Below are 23,053 nucleotides of genomic sequence, written 5' to 3'. Positions count from 1 at the left end.
GGGATCGCCACGATCTCGTTGGCCTTCTCACCCACGGCCTCCTGGCCCAGCACCAAGCGCTGGCGCGTGGCCCAGGCCGAGACGACATGGAGTGGATGGCCGCCCTTGGCGCGGGCGCGACGCGAACTCTTGCCATCGATCGCGACGATGTCGGGCTCGGTCTCGCGCAGGGCCTCGACCCAGGCGGCAAAGCACGCCGAGAACAGGCCTGGATCGAGGGCGTTCAGAACGTCGTTGAGGGTGTCGTGCGACGGGATGCCATGTCGGAACGGCAGCATCGTGCGCAGGAATTCCAGCTTCTCCCGGCCCCAGCGTCGGATCTCGACGAAGTCCTCGGCCGAGGCCAGGGTCGCGCACAGGACCAGCAACATGATCTCCGGCAGCGGGTAGACCACCTTCCAACTCTGGCGCGGGTCTTCCAACGCCGAAAAATGCTCCACCAGTGCCTTGCCTGACATCGGATGCCTCACCAGACCGAGGCCCCCTGTGAATCACGCAAAAGGCAACACCGAAATCCATTCCTTTCAAGCGATCGCCCTGGGAAGCCGCATCGCGACCGTTGCCTGCCGCCGCCCACCTCTGCTAGAGACCCCCACCCGGAGCCGGCCGCCAGGCTCCGAGGGCGGCGCCACGGCGTCGCGACGAGGGGCCTCGTGGCGGAGTGGTTACGCAGAGGACTGCAAATCCTTGCACCCCGGTTCGATTCCGGGCGAGGCCTCCATCGATCTTCCGAGATAACGCACGCTACCGCCGCCCGGTCTTCGTGCCGTCGAGACGGCGGATGTCCCGCGTCGCGAACGCCGGCATGGCCGCCGCCCCCCTGTCGTCTCCCTCGAAGGGCCTTCCGCCTTTCAGGACGATGCCGTCAGGCCGCGGCGACCTGGGCCAAAAACGTCTCGATCGCCCGCTGCAGGCTGTGGGTCCCGGCATTCACCTGCAGGGCGCTCGTCCGGACATGCTCGGCCTGCACCTCGTTGGAGGCCGCGGTGGCGCGCACGCCCGCTACGCTGTCGGAGACCTTCCGGGAATCCGTCGCCGCGCTGGTGATGGCGCGGGCGATCACTTGGCTCGACTGGCCCTGCTGGTCCGCCGCAACCGCGACCTCGGAGGCGATTGAGCTCATCTGCGCGATCGTCTGGCCCACCGTGCCGATCGAGCCGATCGCCCCGACCGTATCGGCGGCAGCCGCCTGGATCGCCCCGATGTGATGGGCGATGCGGTCGGTCGCCTGCGCGGTCTGCGCCGCCAGGTCCTTGACCTCGGTGGCGACCACGGCGAACCCCCGTCCGGCCGCGCCGGCCCGGGCGGCCTCGATGGTGGCGTTGAGCGCCAGCATGTTGGTCTGCTGGGCGACGGCGCGGATCAGCGCGATCACGGCGCCGGCGTCGTCCGCGGCTTGCGAGAGGGTCGTCACCGTCGCCACCAGCCCTTGCGTATCCGAGAGCGCCGTCGAGGCGATCTCGCTGGTGTGCCGGACCTGGCTCTCGATCTCCCGGGCCGCGACCGACAACTCCTCGGCGGCGCTGGCGATGCTGACCACGACACCGGCGGTCTGATCGGACGCCTCCGCCACGACGGCGACCTGCACGGTCGTCTCGCCCGCAAGACCCGATAGCGCGTCGGCCGAGGCCTGCATGGCGTCCGCGGAAGCCGCGAGATCCGCCACCGTCCGCTGCATCTCGGCGTCGAAGGCCTGGGTCGCCGCGGCCAGCCGCTCGGCCCGGACGAGGTCGCGCGCCGTCCGCGCCCGGGCGTCGTGGTCCAGCGTCCGCCGCTCGATCATCGCCGCCTGGAACGCCGCGATGGCATGCGCCATCTGGCCGATCGCGTCCTGGCGCTCGGTGAACGGGATCGTGTCGTCGAGCCGGTCCGCCGCCAGAGCCTGCATGGCGGCTTTCAGGCGTCTCAGGGGCTTCTGGATCTGGGAGACGGCGATCCAGATCGAGGCGGCCAGCGCCAGGGCGAGCGCCACCGCCGGCGCCACGATCAGGGCGACGATCGCCCGGCGCTGCTCGATGACGCCGGCCGCGCGCTGGTCGTTGAGGCGGGCCAGCACCTCGCGCCCGAGGCCGCCGATCTCCGCGATCATGCGTTCACGGTTCTTCACCGTGGATTCGTCGGTGGCCTGGATCAGGGCGGCCTTGGGCGAGATCGTCAGGCCGAGTTCGGCCGTGTCGGTCTGGTAGGCGATGAACTCCTTCACGAAGAGGTCGAACCGGCGGCGCCGATCCGGCGGCAGTTGATCCTCCATCGCCGCCAGGAACGGCACCCGCACCTGTTCCACCGCCGCCAGGGCGTCCTGCAGCCCGGAGAGACGCGTCCGCGCTTCCTGCGTGTCCTCGGCGGTGTAGAGGGCGGTGGCCTGCACGACCGCGTGCTCGATGGCCTGGCTCAGGGCGCCGGCCTGCAGCCCGGCATTCCAGATCCGGTCCGTGGCGGCGGCGCGGTCCTGCTCCCACAGCGATTGCCGGACGGCGAAGGCCGAGATGCCGAGAGCCACGAAGCCCAGCAGGCCGACGACCGCCGCCAGCTTGAAGCCGAAGGAATTGCGCATCTGAAGCACGATACTGTTCTCTTCTGGACCGACGCACGATCGCGTCGCGGCAAGGCGCCTGGCCGAAGGCGGAAACGGCGATGCCGAAGGGTGAGGAGACCGTCCGGCGATCGAGATCACGGGGCACGTGGCCGGGTTCGAGGCGATCCCGGTGCTCGGGACGATGCGCCAGGCGTTGGATCTGCGCGCCGCAGCCTCAGCGCCGGCGGATCGCCGGGCCGAAACTCAGCCGCCTCCGGCATGGCGACGCGCAGCCCTGACGGAACGAGCCCGCCGGATCAAAAATCGACACTGCAAACATGGGATAGCGGGACGGTTCGGCGACGTTGCTCTGGCTCTTCGTATAAAGATACGAGCCAAATCCTCGATCCGTCAATACACGTAAAAGTTGTCAATACTGAATTTGTTTTCTATTTACGTTCAAATATACGCTAGATTAAGTCTCAATTATAGAAATAGCTACACCATTTTTATTGTATTCAGAAACAATACCAAGCCGGTGCGCTCGGATATGACACTATCGGCAGCGCGGCCGCCTGCGTTCGCACGCAGGACGCGCTTGGATCCGATCATGCCTTGGCGACAGGCCTGTTCCGCTACCCCGGGCGATTCTGTTCGCGCTCCGTCCCGCTGGGAACGAACGGCAACGTCGGAAACCCCGGAGGATCGCGGACGTGTCCAGGCGTTTCCATCGCGCGCCGCAGCAGTGCCGGCCCCCACAGTTCGGCGTGGGAGCGGTCCCGATCCATCTCGGGCCGCTGGCCAGCCTTTTCAGGACGGTCGCGCGCGCCCAGGCTGTCTTGTCCGGCGCCCGAAATGCGGTTTCAGGCACCGGGTAGAACCTTACGCAGCGTGGACCTGCCCCAGGAAGGTCTCGATCGCCTGCTGCAGGGTGCGGGTCCCGGTGCTCACCCGGGAGGCGCTGCCACGCACCTGCTCGGCCTGCACCTCGTTGGAGGCAGCCGCGGCGCGCACGCCTCCGACGCTCTCCGAGACCTTGTGCGAATCCGCCGCCGCATCCGCGATGGCCCGGGCGATCTCCTGGCTGGCCGCGCCCTGCTGGTCCGCCGCATGGGCGACCTCGGAGGCGATGACGCTCATCCGGGCGATCGTCTCGCCGATCGACGCGATGGCGCCGACTGTGTTGGCGGCGGCCCCCTGGATCGACCCGACCTGGCCGGTGATCCGGTCGGTGGCGAGCGCGGTCTGGCCGGCGAGCGCCTTCACCTCGGCGGCGACCACGGCGAAGCCGCGTCCGGCCGCGCCGGCGCGGGCCGCCTCGATGGTGGCGTTCAAGGCCAGCAGGTTGGTCTGCTCCGCCACCGTCCGGATCAGGGTGACGACGGCGTCGATTTCGGCGGCCGCCTGCGACAGGCTCGAGACCGTGATTTCCAGCTGCTTGGTGTCGGTCAGCGCGGAGGCCGCGATCTCGCTGGTGCGGCGGACCCGCCCCTCGATCTCCCGGGCGGAGGCCGCGAACTCCTCGGCCGCACTGGCGATGCTGTCGACGATGTCGGCGGTCTGGCTCGAGGCACCCGCCACCACGGCGGCCCGGGCCGCCATGTCGCCGGCCGTTCCGGTGAGCGTCGCGGCGGCATCCTGCATCGAGTCGGCCGATCCCGCGAGATCCGCCACGGCGCGGTGGGTCTCCCCCTCGAAGGCGCGGGTCGCCTCGGCCAGCTGCTCGGCCCGGACGCGGTCGCGGTCCCGCCGGGCCTGGGCCTCGGCATCGAGCGTCCGCTTCTCGATCAGGGCCGTCTGGAAGCCCGCGATGGCGCTGGCCATCTCGCCGATCTCGTCCCGGCGGTGGGTGAACGGGATGGTCCGGTCGAGGTCGTTGGCCGCCAGCGCGGTCATGCTGGATTTCAGTCGGCCCAGCGGCTTCTGGACTTGGCTGAGGATGATCCAGATCGCGGCGAGCAGGCCGAGGGCGAGCGCCACGGCGGGCACTACGATCAACGCCAGGCGGGCGGCGCTGCGATCCGCGGCGTCGGCGGCGCGCCGCTCGTTGAGCCGGGCCAGCACCTCGCGTCCGAGCAGGCCGATCTCCGCGATCATGTGCTCGCGGTTCTTCACCGTGGACTCGTCGGTGGCCTGGATCAGGGCGGCCTTGGGCGAGATCGTCAGGCCGAGTTCGGCGGTGTCGTTCTGGTAGGCGATGAACTCCTTCACGAACAGGTCGAACCGGCGGCGCCGATCCGGCGGCAGTTGATCCTCCATCGCCGCCAGGAACGGCACCCGGACCTGTTCCACCGCCGCCAGGGCGTCGTGCAGCGCGGACAGCCGCGTGCGCGCCTCCCTGGTGTCCTCGGCGGTGTAGAGGGCGGTGGCCTGCACGACCGCGTGCTCGATCGCCTGACCCAGGGCGCCGGCCTGCAGCCCGGCATTCCAGATCTTGTCGGTGGCGGCGGCGCGCTCCTGCTCCCACAGCGATTGCCGGATGGCGAAGGCCGAGATGCCGACCGCAACGAAGCCCAACAGGCCGACGACCGCCGCCAGCTTGAGGCCGAGGGAAATGCGCATGGGAAGAGAACCGCTATCCGCGAGAATCGAGTGGGAGGGCCGTACTACAGCAAAGCTTGCGCCAACACTAAATATAGCCGGCAAACGCCGCGAAGCGATATGCAATAATTCTGAGATATATTCGGGCCGATCAGTACAAACGAGAAGAAACAGTCATTGAAATGCCGGAGCGCTCTTCGGTCTTGCCATCGATGCCGCGCGTCAAAATCTGTTCCCGGCGATGCGGCCCGGTCGCCGGATCGTGCGCGGACCTCATCAGACCGTGTGCGCCAGGATCACGCGCACCGCGGCGGCGACGATGAGGAAGCCGATCACGGCGCCGCCGATGTAGTCGGGCATGCGGCTGCCACGCTCCGGGCCGAGGGCGTCGCCTGCCTGAAGGCCGTCGGGATCGCGCGACATCGTGAACACTCCGAATACGTGGCAGGCAGGCCCGCACGCGACCGAGGCCGGCTGTCCGGGCGAACGCGGCATGACCGGACGGCACGGCGCGGACGCCTTGCGGTTCGGACCAGCGGGGGATCTGCGTCGGGGGGCGCTTGGCGACGGCCCGTGCCGATGGTCCGACCGTCTAGGCGGCCGCCGTGACGATGGGATGACCCCGCGACACCGCATCTGGCGCGGCAGGCTGGGGCTGGCGCCGCGCCCCCCCAACCAACCGTAACAGAAAAGCCACAGCCGGCCCGGTCGAGCGCCGGCAAACCACCTTTCTCAGGGCGCGCAATGGGTGAGCCCCGGCGAACGGTGCCGATCGCGCCATTCAGGGTCTTGCGTCCCGCGATCCTGGTGTGTAGAGACCCGCTCGTGATCCCCGATAGCTCAGTTGGTAGAGCAGGCGACTGTTAATCGCCTTGTCGCAGGTTCGAGTCCTGCTCGGGGAGCCATCACCGCTCCCAGCATCATCCGACACCGATAGACGTCGCATCGACGTCCCCGCGGGACTTCGGCTCGCGCCCCCGTGACCGCCGGATCTGCATCCCCGTTACCGGACTGATCGGCACTTCGGCGTCATCCCGGTACAACGCGATTTCACGCCAGGCTCGCACGAACAGCAGGCTGGTCGCGCGCGCGATCAGGACGCGGAGCCGAAGCTCCCGGCATGAATGGCAACGCAGATCACCGGCACCGGGAATCATCCGAATGCCCACCCGATTCGGATGAGCATTCGCGAACACGGCTGGCGATCGACAGGAAGAACAAAACCAGCGACGCCAAAAGCAGTACACTTGAGATCATTCGAGCCATGACGATCGCCGCGCCACCATCAGCGTGATGTCACGTCGGATCACATCATGAAATTTCATTTCCTCAACGGGCATATGCGTCGTATTATTGTATGTATACGCGGGTTCTGGACGCCTTTTCTATAAAATAGACTGCCCGTACTGTAGGTCATTTCTGTCCTCGCGGCCCATAAGCTAACGCGTGAGCCGTCAAAGGACGGAAAATCCTAACGAGGCGCTTATGAGATCGGCCGGGCGTCCCGCTCGAACCCTTATGCGTTCGGGTCCACCTTCACGGTGCGGTCCCCGGAGGATCGCGGGAACCCCAGACATCCGATGTCGCCCACCATCCACGTCGCCGCCCCCGCGGGGGACACCGCCCGGTTCATCGTCGGCCAGGATCCGGAGGGGCACTGGGTCGCCATCGAGATCCACGGGCGGGCCGGTGGCCTGTTCCGCAGCCGGGAGGCGGCGTTCGACTACGCGGCCGGGGAGACCGATCACCGCCCCGATGCCGTTCAGGTCTCGGCGGAGCGGATCGCGCTCCGGCTCTGAGCCGGCCGAGACTCCGTTCTCAGGCGCCGCCGGTGGGCGCCCGCCCGTTCTCCGTGACGGGCGGCTCGTCCTCCGGCGCGCGCAGGCGGTAGCCGACGCCGGTCTCGGTCAACAGGATGCGCGGGCGTTCGGGGTCGGCCTCCAGCTTCTGCCGGAGCTGGCGCATGTAGACGCGCAGATATTGCGGATCGGAGGAGACCGAGACCGCCTGCATCAGCTGCGCATGGGTCAGCACCTTGCCGGCATGCAGCACCAGCACGCGCAGGAAATCGTACTCGCGCGGGGTGAGCTTCACCTCGGCCTCGTCGACCTTCACGATCCGCCGGACGAGGTCGATCGTGAGCCGGTCGACCTTGAAGATCGGCCGTTCACCCTGGACGGCGAGCTGGTGGCGCAGGGCGGCGCGCAGGCGGGCCAGCAACTCCGCCATGCCGAACGGCTTGGTCACGTAGTCGTCCGCGCCGAGGTCGAGGGCCTCGACCTTGCCGCCCTCGTCGGTGCGGCTCGACAGCACCACCACGGGCAGCGCGGGATGGCGGGCCCGGATCGCCCGCAGCAGGTCGTGGCCGCGCATGTCGGGCAGCCCGAGATCGAGGATGACGAGATCCACCCGCTCGCGCCCCAGCACGTCGAGGGCGGTCGCGGCGTTCGGCGCCTCCAGGATCGCGTAGCCCTGCGTGGACAGCCCCGTGCGCAGCAGCTTCCGGATCGGCGGCTCGTCGTCGATGACCAGGATGGTCGGGCTCATAGGGTCGGGCTCATGCGGCGATGTCCTTGCGCCCGGTCCGGGCCGGGACCGGCAGCGTCACGGTGAAGACCGCCCCGAGGCGGTCGCGCCGGTTGGCGGCCGTGACGGTGCCGCCCATCGCCTCGACGAAGCCGCGCGCGATGGCCAGCCCCAGCCCGGTGCCGGCCCGGACCCGGTCGCTCTTGCGGACCCGGTAGAACTTGTCGAACACCCGCTCGACCTCCGTCTCGGGCAGGCCGTCGCCCTCGTCGAGGATTTCCAGCCGCACCCGGTCGCCCGCCCTGCGGGCCCGCACGGTCACGGTCGAGCCGGCCGGCGCGTACTTGGCGGCGTTGTCGAGCAGGTTCACCAGCACCTGCTCGAACAGGACCGGATCGAAGCGGAGCACCGGCAAATCGGGCGCCAGGTCGAGTACGACCCTGTGGTCGGCCAGCACCGGCTCGACCCGGCGCAGGGCGGTGTCGACGGTCTCTGCGACGTCCTGGGGGGCGAGGTTCGGGGCCACCGCGCCCGCCTCCAGGCGGGTCATGTCGAGCAGGTTGGCGATGAAGCGGTTCAGCCGCTCAGATTCCGCAATGATCGTCGCGAGCAGCTCGGCCTTGGCCTCGGGGCCGAGGTCGGCGTCGAGGTCGCGCAGCGTGCTGGCCGCCCCCAGCACGGAGGCCAGGGGGGTTCGCAAGTCGTGGCTGATCGAGGTCAGGAGCGCCTGGCGCAGGCGGTCGGTCTCGGCGGCGCGCTCGGCACGGTCGAGATCCTCCACCAACCGCACCCGCTCGATGGCGAGCGCGCCCATGTCGGCCAGCGCATCGAGCAGGCGGCGACCCTCCGGGGTCAGGATCGGGCCGGCGCCGTCCGCGTCGAGGCCGATCACTCCGATGGTGCCGCGCCCGGTGCGCATCGGCAGGAACAGCCGCTTGGCGCCCGGCAGGGTGTCGGCACCGCGCCCGGCCGGGCGGTCGTTGTCGAAGGCCCACTGGGCCGCGGCGAGGTCGGCGGCATCGAGCCGGTCCTCGGGCGGGTAGCCGGCCCGGACGGTGACGGGCTTGCCATCCGGCAGCAGCAGGACGACCCGCACCCGGAGCATGGCGGCGACCTGCGCGCAGGTGGCCCAGAGCACGTCGTCCAGGGTGCCGCAGCCCGCGAGCTTGCGCGAGAACCCGAACAACCGCTCCGTGGACGCGGCCCGGCCCTGGCTGATCATGGCGATGCGGCGAGCCCGGGCGGCGAGGTTCGAGACCAGCACGGCCACCAGCGTGAACAGCAGGAACGCCGCGACGTTGGTCGGGTCGGCGATGGTGAAGGTGTAGAGCGGCGGCAGGAAGAAGAAGTTGTAGGCCAGCGAGGCCGAGACCACCGCGGCGAGCGAAGGTCCGAGCCCCCAGCGAACCGCGACCGCGACCACGGCGGTGAGCAGCATCAGGTCGGCATTCTCGATGCCGGTATAGGGCTGGAGCAGGAGCGCCGCCCCGAGCGCCGCCGCGGAGGCGAGGAGCGCCATCCCGTAGGGGCCGGGCTCGAAGGCCGCGGCCGGGGTTGCGGTGGCGACCGTCCGGCGCGCCGGAGCCTCGGCCGGCACGGCTTCGCCCGGCACCACGTGGACGCTGATGTTGCCGCTGCGGCGCACGAGGTCGTGGACCACCGAGCCGTTCACCAGCTCGAAGATCCAGGAACGTGCCGCCTTGCCGACCACGATGTGGTTGACGTTGGCCGAGCGGGCATAGGCCAGGATGTCGTCGGCGACGCGCCGGCCGCCCGGCAGGGTGACGGCATCGCCACCGAGCCGGTCGGCGAGCCGCAGGGTCTCGGCGATCCGGTCGCGCGCCGCCTCGCTGGCGGACCCGGCGCGCGGCGCCTCGATGTACAGGGCGGTCCAGGGCGCGTGCAGCCGGTCGGCGACGCGCTTGGCGTAGCGCACCAGGCCGGCCGAGCGCGGATCGGCGCTGATGCAGACCAGCACCCGCTCGCCGGCGCTCCAGGGCCCCGCGATGGCGTTGGCCTGCATGTGGCTGAGGAGTTCGTCGTCGACCCGGTCGGCGGTGCGGCGTAGGGCCAGCTCGCGCAGGGCCGTGAGGTTGCCGCGGGAGAAGTAGTGCTTCAGGGCGCGCTCGGCGTTGGTCGGGACGTAGACCTTGCCGTCCTTGAGCCGCTGGATTAGGTCGTCCGGATTGAGGTCGACCACCTCGATGTCGTCCGCCCGGTCGAGGATGCCGTCCGGCACGGTCTCGCGCACGCGGATGCGGGTGATCTGCGCCACCACGTCGTTGAGGCTCTCGACATGCTGGATGTTGAGCGTCGTGTAGACGTCGATGCCGGCGTCGAGCAGTTCCTCGACGTCCTGGTAGCGCTTCGGGTGGCGGGATCCCGGCGCGTTGGTGTGGGCGAGCTCATCCACCAGCGCGAGGGCCGGCCTCCGGGTCAGGAGGGCGTCGAGATCCATCTCGTCGAGCGTGGTGCCGTGGTAGGGCACGGTGCGGCGCGGGACGATCGTGAACCCGTCGAGCAGCGCCTCGGTCTCGGCCCGGCCGTGGGTCTCGACGACGCCCACCACCACGTCGAGGCCGGCTTCGCGCCGAGCGCGGCCGATGGTGAGCATCTCGAAGGTCTTGCCGACCCCGGGGGCGGCCCCCAGGAAAACCTTCAGCCGGCCGCGGGTCCGCGACTCCCGGCGCGCCGTTTCCAGCAGCGCCTCGGGGGTGGGACGGGTCGGGTCTCGGCCGGTCTCGGGCATGGTTCTTTCAGGGTACCCGCGGTCAGCGCGACACGGATGGGGTTCGCATCGGGCCGGATTCCCGCCGCTCCGGTCTCGCACGCGGCAATCCCTTCCACGTTGCAGGTCGTGGTGCGGAAGGACGTTTCGCCGCCTCAGAACATGCCATTCGGATTGGCGGAGGTCTCCGGGAGGATTTGAAGCACGTCCCAGTGCTCGACGATCTTCCCGTCGGCATCGAGCCGGAACATGTCCATGGTCGCGTAGTCGTGGCCGCCGGGCCAGCGCTGGAGACAGTGAAGAACCACGAATTCGCCCTCGGCGACGGCGCGCTTGATCTCGACGCGCTTACCAGGCCATTCCCGCGCCATGCGTTCGAAATAGGTGATGAACCCGTCTTTTCCGGTCGCCACATGTGGATTGTGCTGGACGTACTCGGCCCCTGCGTAACGCTCGATTGCCTTCCGCGGACGACAATCGTTGAACATCAGCTCATAGAAGGCGATCACGTCCGCCTTTCGCTGCACAAGGTCGCTCATGACATCTCGAGAGTTCTGACGATCGCGGGATACCAGGTCGGTGCCGGCAAGAGCGTCCGCGCGGGAAGCCCCTGAGCCGTCCATCGATCGATCACGATACCAGCGTGGGTCGCCTGCGAATACCGTTCAGTCCAGCGGTTGGATTGAGGCCGGCTCAAGAAGCCGCCTTACGAACAGACTCAAAACGTGCCGGTTCTCGAGCTGTCTCGACCGTCCGATCCGTTGGGCCGCCGGCCTTCGGGTGCAGCTGCATCGTCCCGCGAGGATGGATCGGAACGATGCCGTGCGTCCTGGATGGCCGTTCAGCGCCCACCCAACCCATCCAGCGCAAGGTTCAGCGCCAGCACGTTCACCCGTGGCTCGCCGAGCAGCCCGAGCGTGCGGCCCTCGCTCTGCGCGGCGACGAGCTGGCGCAGGCGGTCCTCGGGCAGGTTGCGGGCCTTGGCGACCCGCGGCACCTGGAACAGGGCGGCGTCGGGCGAGATATCCGGGTCGAGGCCCGAGCCGCTCGCCGTGACGAGATCGACCGGGACAGGCCGGCCGGGATTTTCCGCCGTCAGCGCGTCCCGGTCGCCCTTGACCCGCTCGGCCAGCGCGGCGCTGGTCGGGCCGAGGTTGGAGCCCGCGGAATTGGACGCGTTGTAGGGCGCCGGCACGGTCTTCGACGGATCGGCCGGGTCCGCGGCGCTCGTGGCCGAGGGACGGCCGTGGAAGTAGGTGGCGCCGGTGAAGTTTTGGCCGATCAGGCCCGAGCCGACGACATGGCCGTCGCGCTCGATCAGGCTGCCGGCGGCACGCGCGGGGAAGATCAGGCCGGCGAGGCCGGTGACGGCGAGCGGGTAGGCGAGGCCGGTGATCGCCGTGAGGACGGTGAGCAGGACCAGGGCGGGGCGAAGCTGGCTGAGCATGGCGGGTCTCCGAGGGGGCGGTTCAGGCGAGGTGCAGGGCGGTGACGGCGAGGTCGATCGCCTTGATGGCGGCGAACGGAACCAGCACGCCGCCGAGCCCGTAGATCAGCAGGTTCCGGCGCAGCAGCGCGGCGGCGCCGACGGCCCGGTAGGTCACGCCCCGGAGCGCCAGGGGGATCAGCGCCACGATGATCAGCGCGTTGAAGATGATCGCCGACAGGATCGCGCTCTGCGGCGAGGCCAGCCCCATGACGTTGAGGGCCTGGAGCTGCGGATAGAGCCCGAGGAACATCGCCGGGATGATCGCGAAGTACTTCGCCACGTCGTTGGCGATGGAGAAGGTGGTCAGCGCACCGCGGGTCATCAGCAGCTGCTTGCCGATGCCGACGATCTCGATCAGCTTGGTCGGGTCGGAATCGAGATCGACCATGTTGCCGGCCTCCCGGGCCGCCACCGTTCCGGTGTTCATGGCGACGCCGACATCGGCCTGGGCGAGGGCGGGGGCGTCGTTGGTGCCGTCGCCGCACATGGCGACGAGCTTGCCCTGGGCCTGCTCGGCGCGGATCAGCGCCAGCTTGTCCTCCGGGGTGGCCTGGGCGAGGAAGTCGTCCACGCCGGCCTCCGCGGCGATGGCGGCGGCGGTCATCGGGTTGTCGCCGGTGATCATCACCGTGCGGATGCCCATCCGGCGCAGCTCGGCGAAGCGCTCGCGGATTCCGCCCTTCACGATGTCCTTCAGGTAGACGACACCGAGCAGCCGGCCGTCCCGGGCCACCGCCAGCGGCGTGCCGCCGGCCTTGGCGATCTCCTCGGCGATGGCGCGGATCTCGGCGACGGAGTCGGGCTCCGCCTCCGGCTGGTAGGCGAGCGCCGCGTTCGAGCCCCGGCTCGCCATCGGCTGCGCCGAGACCGAGGCGATCACCGCCTCGACCGCGCCCTTGCGGATGGAGATTCCGTCGAGATCGACGCCGCTCATGCGGGACTGCGCGGTGAACGGCACGAAGCTGGCGCTGAGGCCGGCCATGTCGCGGGCGCGGATCCCGTAGGCCTCCTTGGCGAGCACCACGATCGAGCGGCCCTCCGGGGTCTCGTCGGCCAGCGAGGCGAGCTGGGCCGCGTCCGCCAGATCCTGCTCGGTGACGCCGGCCACCGGCCGGAACGCGGTCGCCTGGCGGTTGCCGAGCGTGATCGTGCCGGTCTTGTCCAGCAGCAGGGTGTCGACGTCGCCCGCCGCCTCGACGGCGCGGCCCGACAGGGCGAGCACGTTGAAGCGCACCAGCCGGTCCATGCCGGCGATGCCGATCGCCGAGAGCAGGGCGCCAATCGTGGTCGGGATCAGGGTGACGAACAGCGCGACCAGGACGATCAGCGGGATCGCGCCGCCGGCATAGGACGCGAAGCTCGGGATCGAGGCCACCGCGAACACGAACACGAGGGTGAGCCCGGCGAGCAGGATGTTCAGGGCGATCTCGTTGGGGGTCTTCTGCCGCGAGGCGCCCTCGACCAGGGCGATCATCCGGTCGACGAAGGTCGAGCCGGCGGCCGCGGTGATCCGCACCCGGATCTCGTCGGAGAGCACCTGCGTGCCGCCGGTCACGGCCGAGCGGTCGCCGCCGGATTCGCGGATGACCGGAGCGGATTCGCCTGTGATCGCCGCCTCGTTGACCGAGGCGACGCCCTGGATCACCTCGCCGTCGGAGGGGATCAGGTCGCCGGCCTCGACCAGCACCACGTCGCCGACCCGGAGGCTGGTCCCCGGGACGGTCTCGTAGCGACCGCCCGGACCGGTGAGGCGCTTGGCCATCGTCTCGGTGCGGGTGCGCCGCAGGCTGTCGGCCTGGGCCTTGCCACGCCCCTCGGCCAGGGCCTCGGCGAAGTTGGCGAAGACCAGGGTGAACCACAGCCACAGGATGATCTGGCCGGAGAACAGCAGGTCGCCGGCGCCGGTGGCGACGTCGCGGACGAACAGAACGGTGGTCAGTGCGGCCACGACCTCGACCACGAACATGACCGGGTTGCGGATCATGGCGCGCGGATCGAGTTTTTTCACGGAGCCGACGAGGGCGGGTCCGACGAGTGCAGGGCTGAACAGGGATGCGGTCTGGCGGGACATGGATCGGGTGTCCGAAGCGGGGCGGGGAGGCCCGTCGCGCGGGCCTCGGGATGCGTCAGGGGGCGGGGGTGCCGACGGTCAGCGCGTGGGCGGCCATCAGGGCGAAGGCGGCGAGCAGGAGCACGCCGAGCAGCGCCAGGACGAGGTCGGAGGTCCGCGGCGGCGGCGCACCGGCCCGGTGCCGGGGCGGGGGCGGGGGTGCCCGGTGCAGCAGGAGGTGATGGCGCGGCATCCGCCGGGTCGGGAGCGTGCGCGGCATCTCAGCCTCCGCTCGCGAAGGTCTGGCCGGCCGAACCGGCCAGGTGCTCGACCACCGGGCCCAGCGCCAGGGACGGGAAGAAGGTCAGCCCGCCGACGATCAGGATCACGCCGACCAGCAGCCCGATGAACAGCCCGCCATGGGTCGGGAAGGTGCCCGCCGAGGCCGGCAGCGTCTTCTTGGCGGCGAGCGAGCCCGCGATGGCGAGCACCGGGATCTTCACGAAGAACCGGCCGACCAGCATCGCGAGGCCCAGGGTGCTGTTGTAGAACAGCGTGTTGGCCGTGAGCCCGCCGAAGGCCGAGCCGTTGTTGGCCGCCGCCGAGGTGTAGGCGTAGAGGATCTCGGTGAAGCCGTGCGGCCCGGCATTGGCCGGCCCGGCGAGGCCCGCCGGCAGCACGGTCGCCAGCGCGGTGCCGCCGAGCATCATCAGCGGCAGGCACAGGATGCCGAGCATCGCCATCTTGACCTCCCGCGCCTCGATCTTCTTGCCGAGGTATTCGGGGGTGCGCCCGACCATCAGGCCGGCCACGAAGATCGCCACGATGACGAAGACCAGCATGCCGTAGAGGCCGGCCCCGACGCCGCCGATGACGACCTCACCGAGTTGCATGTTGATGAGCGGGATCATGCCGCCGAGCGCCGTGAAGCTGTCGTGCATGGCGTTGACCGCGCCGCAGGATGCGGCCGTGGTCACCACCGCGAACAGCGCCGAGGCCACGATGCCGAAGCGGACCTCCTTGCCTTCGAGGTTCCCGCCCGCGAGGCCGAAGCCGTTGAGTACGGAGCTGCCCTGCGCCTCCGCCCAGTAGGTGACGAGGACGCCGGCCAGGAACAGGATCCCCATCGCGCCGAGGATCGCCCAGCCCTGGCGCTCGTCCCCGACCATGCGGCCGAACACGTTGGTCAGGGCGGCCCCGATCGCGAAGATCGACACCATCTGGACGAAGTTCGACAGCGCGGTCGGGTTCTCGAACGGGTGCGCGGCGTTGGCGTTGAAGAAGCCGCCGCCGTTGGTGCCGAGCATCTTGATCGCGACCTGGCTCGCCACCGGGCCGATCGCGATGGTCTGCCTTGCCCCTTCCAGCGTGGTCGCGTCGACCGAGGCGCCGAGCGTCTGCGGGACGCCCTGCCAGACCAGGAACAGCGCGTAGGGGATGCAGAGCGGCACGAGCACGTAGAGTGTCGCCCGGGTGACGTCGACCCAGAACGACCCGATGGTGCCGGTGGAGGCGCGGGCGAAGCCGCGGATCAGCGCCACAGCGACCGCGATGCCGGTGGCCGCCGACAGGAAGTTCTGGTGCGTGAGCCCGAGCATCTGGGCCAGGTACGAGAGCGTCGTCTCGCCCCCGTAGGCCTGCCAGTTGGTGTTGGTGACGAAGCTCGTGGCCGTGTTGAAGGCGAGGTCCGGCGCCACGGCGGTCTGCTCGGCCGGGTTGAGCGGCAGGAACGCCTGCAGCCGCAGGATCGCGTACAGCACCGCGAATCCGAGCAGGTGGAACAGGATCACCCCGCCCGCATAGGCGAGCCAGTGCTGCTCCTGCCGCGCGTCGATGCCGGCGACGCGGTAGAAGGCGCGCTCCACCGGAGCCACGATCGGCGACAGGAGCGTACGCTCCCCGTTGAAGACGCGCGTCATGTAGAGCCCGAGGGGCTTCACGAGCGCCAACACGACCGCGCAGTAGAGCGCGATCTGCATCCAGCCGTTGAGGGTCATGGGAGGGGTCCGTCCGTGCCGCTCAGAACCGCTCGGGGCGGACGAGGGCGTAGGTGAGGTAACCGAGCAGCCCGAGGGTCACGAGCGCGCCGAGGGTCAGGTCGAGGGTCATGGCTAAGGTCATGGACGCGCCTCGTCAGAGGCGGTCGCAGAGGACGGCATAGCCTTCGCCCAGGGCGAAGAAGGCCAGTCCCGCGGCGATGAAGATGAGGTCGAGCATGACGGGGTCCGTTTCGGTTCTGCGGGCGGCCGGCGGCCATGCCGCGACCGATCCCGTCCGACCCGGATTGTGGGCGGGAACCACGTTAGGGTTCGAGATGGAGAGGCGGGCGATCTTATAAGGATCGCATGAGGATCGGCGGGGTAGGGCCGTGCTTTCATCGGGCCCGCAGGCCGCGGCGGGCCCGCTCTCCCGTGCGGGCCATCGGGTTCACACAACGCTGCCGGATAAGGGCGAAGGCTCACCCCAAGCGCGTCTCACTCCCCCCTTTGCGGGCTGGCGTATGCACACATCGTCTTCGGCGAGGCGCGCCGCGCGCTCCTCCCCTGGCGACCTACGGTATTCACACATCCCTGGCCGAGACGCGCTCTCCTCCCCCCTTGCGGGGAGGGGAAAACGCGCCTTTCTTCCAGAACCTTAGTGTTCCGGAAAGACGTGTGAATCCGTTAGCCCGCAGAGGGGGGAGGGAGGGCCTGTGCCTACCTCGGAGCGACTTCTCTTCGGGCCGAGAAGTATCCGACCCGCGTTCCGTGCAGCCCCGATTTTACAAAGGGTAGGGAACGCGCGCTTGGCCGTCCGCCCGGGCCAAGCCACTGCCCCCGAGCCGGCAAAATCTGCCGTGTGGCCGATCCTGCCGGCCCACCGCCCGCCTTGGCCCTTGGAATCACAGGCAAAATTCTGGACCGCAGCGTGCATCGTCCCGAAAAAGGACTTTCGCGAGGACGTATCATGTCGGTCGGTTCGGTCACGAGCAGCAGCCTCCAGCGGGATCTCATCAGTGCCCTGCGGCAGACGCGCGGTGCGTCGGCGCAGCAGACCGACGCGAACGCGTTCGCGGTGGCGAGCGACGGCGCGAGCCCGTCGGCCGGCGCGGCGGCCACGACCTCCTCCGGCAGCAAAGCGTCCAGCCCGGCGCTGTCGAACGACCTGATGGCATCGCTGCTGAAGGTGCAGTCCGACTTCAGCCAGATCAGCGCGCAGGGCGGCTTCGCGGCCCCCACCTCCGCGCAAAGCATCACCGAAGCATCCACCGACGGTTCGGATGACGGCCAGACCCAGGGCAATGCCGCGCCGGCCCGTGCCCATCACGGCCATCATGCCCGCATGGCCGGCCCCGAAGGCTCCGACTCCGTGGCGTCCGGCAGCACCGCGGTCGCGGCGACGTCCGGTCCGGCGACGGGCGAGACCGACGCGTCCGGCGGGATCCAGGACGGCCTGCAGGCCCTGCTGCAGCAGGTTACGAAGGCGATCGCCGCCTATACCGCAGCCGGGCCGGTCGGCCTCGCGGCCTCCGCCCTCTCGACCTCATCGAAGACCTGATCGGACGCACTTCACCCTCCGCGACGGACCAGGCCGGGATCGCAGGCCGAAGGCGACGCAAGCACCGCCCCGAAGCGGCGGCTCGCCAATACGCCTTTCCGGGAGGTTCGATACGGCTTGGCGGCAGCGGGGATGCGGCATCCGGGACGATGAACTAGGTTTCGGGCATCGTCGGCCGTCCCGGAGATCGCCATGCCCCTCACCGTTCCCGTCATCCTCGGCAGCGTCCGAACCGACCGCATCGGCATCCGGGCGGCTCGGTTCCTGATCGCCAGGCTCGAAGCGCGCGGCCACAACGCCCCGCTGATCGACCCCGCCGAACTCAAGCTCCCGCTGCTCGACCGGATGTACAAGGAATATCCGGCCGGCACCGCCCCGGAGCCGTTGGAGCGTCTCGCGACACTGTATCGCCAGGCGGACGCCTTCCTGGTGGTTTCGGCCGAGTACAATCACGGTGTTCCGCCGGCTCTTTCGAACACTCTCGACCACTTCCTCGAAGAGTATTACTGGCGGCCATCGGCGATCTGTTGCTATTCGGCCGGCCAGTTCGGCGGGGTCCGCGCTGCGATGCCGCTCCGCGCGATGCTCGCCGAGTTGGGCATGCCGAGCATTCCGTCGTTGCTGCCGATCCCGCGCCTGCAGAAGGTGCTCGGCGAGGATGGCACGCCGGCGGATGACTGGATCGAGAAGGCGGCCGGTCGGTTCCTCGACGAACTGGCGTGGTATGCCGAGGCCCTGCACGAGCGGCGTCTGCGCGGGACCCCTTACTGAACCTTCATCGCGCAGTCCTCAGCCGTCGACGAAGGTCTTTCCACCTGGGCAAGTCTGAGGATCCGGCCCGAACAGAGGCTGCCTGCTCCGGCCGCGAACCGGTCATCTCTGCAGGCTCGCATCGAACCGGGAGGCGGACCGAACAGGCCGGGCGACGATGCCATCGGCACGCGTTCACATTGACCTTTCGCGGGGCGAATGCGCCTATCACCCAAAGATCTGAAGGCAGAACCCTTCGCGAAAGCTGGATTTTCTGTCTTTCATGACGAGAATATCTTTCAATCTATAGTCTATACGTCCGCGCTGAAGCGATCGCGTCCCGCACTGATCGAATCTTGAAATGAGGAACTGTATTGCGCTGTTGCAAAAAGGTGGCTGCGCGGTCCGGGGAAGTGTGAGATCTTCTTTCCGTTCCCAGTCGCGGACCCGGCCCAATGAAACTCGACGAGAGGGCGCTCCTTCAGGAGCGCGTGCGAACGCTTGTCCTGCGTCATGCCCTCGAGGCGGCGCTCGACCGTCTGGCGGCGGTTACCCGCGAGGCTGGAAAAGAGGCGACGGCCGAATTCCAGAGCCTGGAACAGTCGCTGCTCTCGGCGGCCCGCAGCCTCGCGGATCGTGCCAGCGCCCAGAAGCTGGCCGTGCTGGTCGCTGTCGAGGATGCCAGCGCGACGGTGCGGAGTGCCTTCGACAACGCCCATAGCCGCCTGGACACCCGTCGGACGGACGTGCTCTCCGCAGCCGCCCCCCTGAACGCGGTCGCGGCGTAAGCAGAACCGCGCAAACACCGCTCGGGACGCCCGCCCGCGGCTGGATGTCGGAGAGGACGGGCGTTGTAGTGCGGCGCGCCCGCCCTGGATCGCTCGCGCCCGCGGCGCTCGACTTACCGGCGGACGATCACTGCTTGGCGCGGTTGATGATCGCCCAGAGCGCGTGAGCCACGGGCTCGGACACGGTGCGGCGGTACTTGCGGTGAACGAGCTGGCCGTTGTGGAACACGTCCTGCTCGACGTAGAGCCGCTCGCCATCCCACCGGACGATGTTGTCGGATTCGATGGTCTCCTCGACGCCGAGATCCCCACGCAGGATCGTGTTGCCAGTCTGGGTCAGCATACGCGCGTCCTCGTTCACGCTGTTGGTTCGGCGCAGGGGAGCATCGTCGCGGCGCGCGCGGCGAAGCCCCCGCATGGGGCTACCATAGGAGGGCACCGCGATACGCGCCAGCGATGCCGCCGACGCAAACGGATGACCGTAACCGCGGGGACGAGCGTCGCGCCCGGGAAGCGGCCGAGCACGCCGATGATCGTGTGCCGGTCGGAGATGCCGCATGTGCGCTTCGGCACGCCGGATCGGGCGGTTGGGTGCGATGCTTCTGGGACGCGTCAGGGCTGCACTCAGGTCTCTGCCTGAGTCGTCAACGTCGCGACGGAGGCGCCCATGTTCGCTCGCCCGCTCCGATACGTCGCCCCGGCGCTCGCAGGGCTCAGCCTGATCGCTCTGCGGCTCGCCAGCCCGTTCCTGACCCCGGCTCCGCCGCCCGGCGCCGCCGAGGACCGGCGGGTCGTGTTCCGGCACTACCTCTGACGCATCGACACGGCGGGAGCCGGTCGCGGCCTCAGCCGCGCCGGTCCAGCACCACGCGCGGCACCGTGCAGGCGGGCAACGCCGAGGGGCCGAGGACGATATCGCCTTGCTGCGGGTTGTTGACCGTGAAGGGGGCGGTCTCCTGCGTCCCGAAGAAGCCCCGGCCGAGCTGCGTCGCGAAGAACTCGTCACTGCCGAACCGGACGAAGCAGCGGTCGAGCACGGCCTCGTAATCGAAGGTCGCCTGGGTGACCGGGCTGCCCCCGGCCTCCGGAAGCCCGCAATACGCCGAGATCGCGATCTGGCCGGGCCGCGACAGCCGCACCGGCAGCGACCGGCCCGGCAGCAGGGTCGCGGGCGGTCCGCCGTCCTGGCGGGCGACCAGCACGTAGGTCGAGCGGTTGTAGATCCGGCGCAGGCAATCCGCGGACGCATCGGAGACGGTCAGCACCATCCCGACCAGACCGAGCGCGACGCCGGCCAATCCGCATCCAATACGCTTCGTCACCGCACATCCTCCGCCGATCGGCCGATCCATCAGCAACGCGGCCGGCGGTGACTTGAACAACGCCCGGCATCGCCGCGCAAGGCGAACGCGGCAACAGCCGCCGCGTTCGATGCGGCCGGGGCGAAATCGGCTTGGGTTCAGCGGCGCTCGTAGAGCAGGCGCGCCCGGATCGTGCCCGGGATGGCGCGAATCTCGGTGAGCAGCGTCTCGGCGTCGGCGTTGGTGGCGTCGGTCTCCAGCACCACGTAACCGACCTCGCCGTCGGTCTGGTAGAACTGCGCCGCGATGTTCACGTGGCTGCGGGAGAACACGTCGTTCAGGCGCCCGAGCATGCCCGGCAGGTTGCGCTGGACGTGGATGAAGCGGGTACCGGTCGGACGGGCCGGAAGCTGGACCTGCGGGAAGTTCACCGCCCCCACCGTCGAACCGATATCGGAATAGTCGATGAGCTTGCGGGCGACCTCGGCGCCGATGCGCTCTTGAGCCTCCTCGGTCGAGCCGCCGATATGGGGCGTGAGGATCACGTTCTCGATGCCCTGGAGCGGGCTCTCGAAGGCTTCCGCATTGGAGCCGGGCTCCACCGGGAACACGTCGATGGCCGCACCCTTGAGATGGCCGTCGCGCAGGGACGCCGCCAGGGCGTCCAAATCGACCACGGTGCCGCGGGCGTTGTTGATCAGGAAGGCGCCCGGCTTCATCGCCCGGATCTCGGCCGCGCCGATCATGTTGGCGGTCGCCTCCGTCTCGGGCACGTGGAGCGAGACCACGTCGCACTGGCCGAGCAGGTCGTGCAGGGTCTTGGTCGGCTCGGTGTTGCCGTGGCGCAGCTTGTCGGTGTGGTCGTAGAACAGCACCCGCATCCCCATGGCCTCGGCGAGCGTCGAGAGCTGGGTGCCGATATTGCCGTAGCCGACGATGCCCAGCGTCTTGCCGCGCACCTCCAGGGAGCCCGCCGCCGACTTGTCCCAGCGGCCGGCATGGGCGCCGACCGAGCGCGGCACGATCCGGCGTAGCAGCATCACGATCTCGCCGATCGTCAGCTCCGCCACCGAGCGGGTGTTGGAGAACGGCGCGTTGAACACCGGGATGCCGCGATGGCGCGCGGCCTCCAGGTCGACCTGGTTGGTCCCCACCGAGAAGCAGCCCACCGCCAGCAGCCGGTCCGCGGCCTCGAAGGCCGCCCCGTCGAGCTGCGTGCGCGAGCGGATGCCCACCATGTGCACGCCCTGGAGCGCCTGGTGCAGAGCCTCGCGGTCCAGCGCCTTCGGCAGCCGGGTGAGGTTGGTGTAGCCGGCCGCCTGCATCAGCGCGACGGCGCTGTCGTTGATGCCTTCGAGCAGCAGGATTCGGATCTTGTCCTTGGGCAGGGATAGCTTGTCGAGCGTCATAGGCGTCGTTCGTCCGGCGGCGGGACGGTCGCGCGCCGCAGCGCCGGGGCCGATCCGCAGATCTGAATCGCGCGCAGCGTTACGGTCCTGCCCTGTGCGATGCAACATGGTGCCGGGCACGGCAGGTCTGCACCGCGGATGTGCATCCGGCGCGGACCACCCGGGTGGGCGGCATCGCGTGCCGCATATTCGAGCACTGTCGATGGACGACAACAGTCAAGCGAACGGAACCACTGACAACCTGGAGTATTATAAGTCCCAATATTGCATGCTCCGCCCTACAGCTCGGCCCCGCGTCGGCTTCGTCCACGGTTTTTCGCTATGCACGTCCGCACCGGCTTCACCATCGCGTTCGACACCTTCGGCCCGACGCCGATGAACCTGCTCCTGAACGTACGACCGGAGCGGCGAGGCGACCTCGTTACGCCGGAGGTGATCACCTTCGATCCACCGGTTGCCGCGCGGCAGCACGTGGACGCCTTCGGCAATGTCTGCACCCGCATCGTCGCCCCCGGTGGGCGGATCACCATGGCGGCCGACTTCACCATCGCGGACACCGGATTGGCCGATACCCGGGCGCCCGAGGCCCGGCAGATCCCCGTGCAGGACCTGCCGGACGACGTGCTGATGTACCTGCTCGGCTCGCGCTACTGCGACACCGACAAGCTGTCGGGCATCGCGTGGTCGCTGTTCGGCTCCACGCCGGAGGGCTGGGCGCGGGTCCAGGCGATCGTCGACTTCGCCCACGCGCGCCTGCGGTTCGACTACCAGCAGGCCGACGCCACACGCACGGCCTTCGACGGCTACACGCAACAGGTCGGCGTCTGCCGGGACTTCGCCCATCTGGCGATCGCCCTGTGCCGGTGCATGAACATCCCGGCCCGCTACGCCACCGGCTACCTCGGCGACATCGGCGTCCCGAAGGACCCGGCGCCGATGGATTTCTCGGCGTGGTTCGAGGTCTATCTCGAAGGCCCCGAGGGCGGCCGCTGGTACACGTTCGACGCCCGGCACAACCAGCCGCGGATCGCCCGGATCGTGATGGCCCGGGGCCGCGACGCCACCGACTGCGCGCTGACCACCAGTTTCGGGACGGCCTATCTGGTTCGGTTCGACGTCCATACCGACGACGTCGAGGAGACCCGGGCGATGCTGGCGCAGGCGGCCTGACCGGAGCGGCCCCGAGCGGGAAATCCCGCTCGGTTGAAGTCGTTAAGCCGATGCTGTATGGAGCGCGCGTCCTCCCGGATTCCGCTCGCGCGCGCTCATTTTCCGAGCGCCCGCCGCGTCGCCGGCTGGATCGCCCTCGTCATCCGTATCGACGCGTCGGCAAGCCGGATCCCGCGGGACCGGCCGCCTCTCCCTCAGGGTTTCGGGAGGGGCCGCGGCGAACCGGGGGTGCGTGCAACGCGAGCCGCC

At 69.3% G+C, this 23,053-nt stretch carries 22 protein-coding genes and 2 tRNA genes; 8 read left to right on the top strand and 16 right to left on the bottom strand.

All coding sequences use genetic code 11. The features are described from left to right. A partial coding sequence (locus MFF40_RS10590; RefSeq protein WP_238260324.1) for an ISAs1 family transposase occupies positions 1-458 on the bottom strand: 458 nt, incomplete at its 3' end. A gap of 189 nt (positions 459-647) precedes the next feature. Between MFF40_RS10590 and MFF40_RS10585 the strand changes: the two genes are divergently transcribed. Further along, a tRNA-Cys gene (locus MFF40_RS10585) sits at positions 648-721 on the top strand. A 144-nt stretch (positions 722-865) separates the two neighbouring features. Here the strand turns inward: MFF40_RS10585 and MFF40_RS10580 are convergent. The 3 genes from MFF40_RS10580 to MFF40_RS10570 all read right to left on the bottom strand — a co-directional run bounded on the left by MFF40_RS10580 (position 866) and on the right by MFF40_RS10570 (position 5,479). Then, positions 866-2,554, bottom strand: coding sequence for a methyl-accepting chemotaxis protein (locus MFF40_RS10580; protein WP_238260323.1), 1,689 nt, complete (start codon positions 2,552-2,554; stop codon positions 866-868). 843 nt (positions 2,555-3,397) lie between these two features. Further along, positions 3,398-5,077, bottom strand: a complete 1,680-nt coding sequence (locus MFF40_RS10575; RefSeq protein WP_238260322.1) for a methyl-accepting chemotaxis protein — start codon at positions 5,075-5,077, stop codon at positions 3,398-3,400. Between the two features lie 255 nt (positions 5,078-5,332). After that, entirely contained in the window at positions 5,333-5,479 is a 147-nt protein-coding gene (locus MFF40_RS10570; RefSeq protein WP_187277841.1) for a hypothetical protein, read from the bottom strand. A gap of 406 nt (positions 5,480-5,885) precedes the next feature. Between MFF40_RS10570 and MFF40_RS10565 the strand changes: the two genes are divergently transcribed. Together MFF40_RS10565 and MFF40_RS10560 are read left to right on the top strand one after the other, a co-directional pair. Then, a tRNA-Asn gene (locus tag MFF40_RS10565) sits at positions 5,886-5,961 on the top strand. Positions 5,962-6,636: 675 nt separating this feature from the next. Next, a complete protein-coding gene (locus tag MFF40_RS10560; protein ID WP_147856375.1) occupies positions 6,637-6,855 on the top strand; it encodes a hypothetical protein in 219 nt (72 codons plus the stop codon). A 19-nt stretch (positions 6,856-6,874) separates the two neighbouring features. Here MFF40_RS10560 and MFF40_RS10555 read toward each other — a convergent pair whose 3' ends face one another. The 9 genes from MFF40_RS10555 to MFF40_RS10515 all read right to left on the bottom strand — a co-directional run bounded on the left by MFF40_RS10555 (position 6,875) and on the right by MFF40_RS10515 (position 16,150). Further along, positions 6,875-7,603: a response regulator gene (locus MFF40_RS10555; protein ID WP_147856376.1), complete on the bottom strand. Its 729-nt coding sequence runs from the start codon at positions 7,601-7,603 to the stop codon at positions 6,875-6,877. A 10-nt stretch (positions 7,604-7,613) separates the two neighbouring features. Beyond that, complete coding sequence (locus tag MFF40_RS10550) at positions 7,614-10,331, bottom strand: ATP-binding protein (protein ID WP_147899105.1); 2,718 nt, start codon at positions 10,329-10,331, stop codon at positions 7,614-7,616. A gap of 134 nt (positions 10,332-10,465) precedes the next feature. Further along, positions 10,466-10,849 (bottom strand): nuclear transport factor 2 family protein, encoded by a 384-nt coding sequence (locus MFF40_RS10545; protein ID WP_147856388.1) that lies wholly within the window; start codon positions 10,847-10,849, stop codon positions 10,466-10,468. 302 nt (positions 10,850-11,151) lie between these two features. After that, positions 11,152-11,757, bottom strand: coding sequence for a K(+)-transporting ATPase subunit C (locus tag MFF40_RS10540; protein ID WP_147856389.1), 606 nt, complete (start codon positions 11,755-11,757; stop codon positions 11,152-11,154). 22 nt (positions 11,758-11,779) lie between these two features. After that, on the bottom strand, positions 11,780-13,870 hold the full coding sequence (gene kdpB, locus MFF40_RS10535; protein ID WP_238260321.1) for a potassium-transporting ATPase subunit KdpB: 2,091 nt from the start codon (positions 13,868-13,870) through the stop codon (positions 11,780-11,782). Between the two features lie 55 nt (positions 13,871-13,925). Then, a complete protein-coding gene (locus MFF40_RS10530) occupies positions 13,926-14,129 on the bottom strand; it encodes a hypothetical protein (RefSeq protein WP_238260320.1) in 204 nt (67 codons plus the stop codon). A gap of 1 nt (position 14,130) precedes the next feature. Next, positions 14,131-15,846, bottom strand: coding sequence for a potassium-transporting ATPase subunit KdpA (gene kdpA, locus MFF40_RS10525; RefSeq protein ID WP_238260319.1), 1,716 nt, complete (start codon positions 15,844-15,846; stop codon positions 14,131-14,133). A 22-nt stretch (positions 15,847-15,868) separates the two neighbouring features. Further along, positions 15,869-15,970, bottom strand: coding sequence for a K(+)-transporting ATPase subunit F (locus MFF40_RS10520; protein WP_238260318.1), 102 nt, complete (start codon positions 15,968-15,970; stop codon positions 15,869-15,871). A gap of 12 nt (positions 15,971-15,982) precedes the next feature. Then, positions 15,983-16,150 carry a hypothetical protein gene (locus MFF40_RS10515; protein ID WP_187278166.1) on the bottom strand — a complete coding sequence of 56 codons (168 nt, stop codon included), beginning with the start codon at positions 16,148-16,150 and terminating at the stop codon, positions 15,983-15,985. 645 nt (positions 16,151-16,795) lie between these two features. Here MFF40_RS10515 and MFF40_RS10510 point away from each other — a divergent pair. The 3 genes from MFF40_RS10510 (at position 16,796) to MFF40_RS10500 (ending at position 18,924) form a co-directional block, all read left to right on the top strand. Further along, a complete protein-coding gene (locus tag MFF40_RS10510) occupies positions 16,796-17,386 on the top strand; it encodes a cell wall anchor protein (protein ID WP_238260316.1) in 591 nt (196 codons plus the stop codon). A 192-nt stretch (positions 17,387-17,578) separates the two neighbouring features. Further along, positions 17,579-18,157, top strand: coding sequence for an NADPH-dependent FMN reductase (locus MFF40_RS10505; RefSeq protein ID WP_147853713.1), 579 nt, complete (start codon positions 17,579-17,581; stop codon positions 18,155-18,157). A gap of 434 nt (positions 18,158-18,591) precedes the next feature. After that, positions 18,592-18,924 (top strand): hypothetical protein, encoded by a 333-nt coding sequence (locus tag MFF40_RS10500; RefSeq protein ID WP_238260315.1) that lies wholly within the window; start codon positions 18,592-18,594, stop codon positions 18,922-18,924. Positions 18,925-19,051: 127 nt separating this feature from the next. On the opposite strand, the gene MFF40_RS10495 is transcribed toward MFF40_RS10500, so the two are convergent. Further along, the gene (locus tag MFF40_RS10495; protein ID WP_007559916.1) at positions 19,052-19,267 is read right to left on the bottom strand and encodes a hypothetical protein; all 216 of its coding nucleotides are present in this window, start codon (positions 19,265-19,267) and stop codon (positions 19,052-19,054) included. A gap of 324 nt (positions 19,268-19,591) precedes the next feature. On the opposite strand from MFF40_RS10495, the gene MFF40_RS10490 reads away from it, so the two are divergent. Next, complete coding sequence (locus MFF40_RS10490; protein ID WP_187277645.1) at positions 19,592-19,738, top strand: hypothetical protein; 147 nt, start codon at positions 19,592-19,594, stop codon at positions 19,736-19,738. A gap of 31 nt (positions 19,739-19,769) precedes the next feature. On the opposite strand, the gene MFF40_RS10485 is transcribed toward MFF40_RS10490, so the two are convergent. Beyond that, positions 19,770-20,246, bottom strand: coding sequence for a hypothetical protein (locus tag MFF40_RS10485; protein ID WP_238260314.1), 477 nt, complete (start codon positions 20,244-20,246; stop codon positions 19,770-19,772). Positions 20,247-20,383: 137 nt separating this feature from the next. After that, the gene (gene serA / locus MFF40_RS10480) at positions 20,384-21,634 is read right to left on the bottom strand and encodes a phosphoglycerate dehydrogenase (RefSeq protein ID WP_147898446.1); all 1,251 of its coding nucleotides are present in this window, start codon (positions 21,632-21,634) and stop codon (positions 20,384-20,386) included. A gap of 321 nt (positions 21,635-21,955) precedes the next feature. On the opposite strand from serA, the gene MFF40_RS10475 reads away from it, so the two are divergent. Continuing rightward, complete coding sequence (locus MFF40_RS10475) at positions 21,956-22,804, top strand: transglutaminase-like domain-containing protein (protein ID WP_147898447.1); 849 nt, start codon at positions 21,956-21,958, stop codon at positions 22,802-22,804. The last annotated feature ends 249 nt before the right edge of the window (positions 22,805-23,053 follow it).

It is taken from the genome of Methylobacterium mesophilicum (assembly GCF_022179445.1).
Lineage (GTDB): Bacteria > Pseudomonadota > Alphaproteobacteria > Rhizobiales > Beijerinckiaceae > Methylobacterium > Methylobacterium mesophilicum.
The sequence above is the reverse complement of the archived record's forward strand: the minus strand, read 5'-3'. Positions and strand labels throughout refer to the sequence as shown.